The 411-nt window shown below is 45.3% G+C and carries 1 protein-coding gene; it reads right to left on the reverse strand.

Going from position 1 to position 411, the window contains the following annotated elements; translation table 11 throughout:
- A partial coding sequence (locus tag I8J31_RS20775) for a hypothetical protein (RefSeq protein ID WP_199470495.1) occupies window positions 1-411 on the reverse strand: 411 nt, incomplete at both ends.

A 411-nucleotide genomic window follows, 5' to 3' on the forward strand; every position in this document is an offset into this window, starting at 1 on the left:
GCCAATTGATCCATCGCATCATAGGAAAACTCAATAAGATGGGTCTCTTGAGCATCATTATAATTGCCAGAGTTATTTAAATCCGTGTAATAGTAATGCTGGATTTTAAGCCCTTTAAGGTTGTAACGATAGAGATTTTTGACAAACGCTTGACTATTCCTTTTGACAGTGGTGCTCTCTAGTCGTCCAAAAAATGCTTTCCCCCAGTAATCACTGTCTTGATAGGTGTAAATCGTCTCTGTGTAGTCATTTGCTGCGGCATGCTCGCTTGCCCTTTGCCTAAGAATACGACTGCGAACGTCATAAGTTCGCATTACCGTTCGTCCGGTGGCGTCGGTTTGTGACCACAGACGACCGTAACTGTCGTAGACGTAGGTCATGGTGCCGGTTTCTGCGCTGCTATCGCTGAGC

Origin of the sequence: Marinomonas transparens (assembly GCF_016463975.1) — a bacterium.
Classification (GTDB): Bacteria; Pseudomonadota; Gammaproteobacteria; order Pseudomonadales; family Marinomonadaceae; genus Marinomonas; species Marinomonas transparens.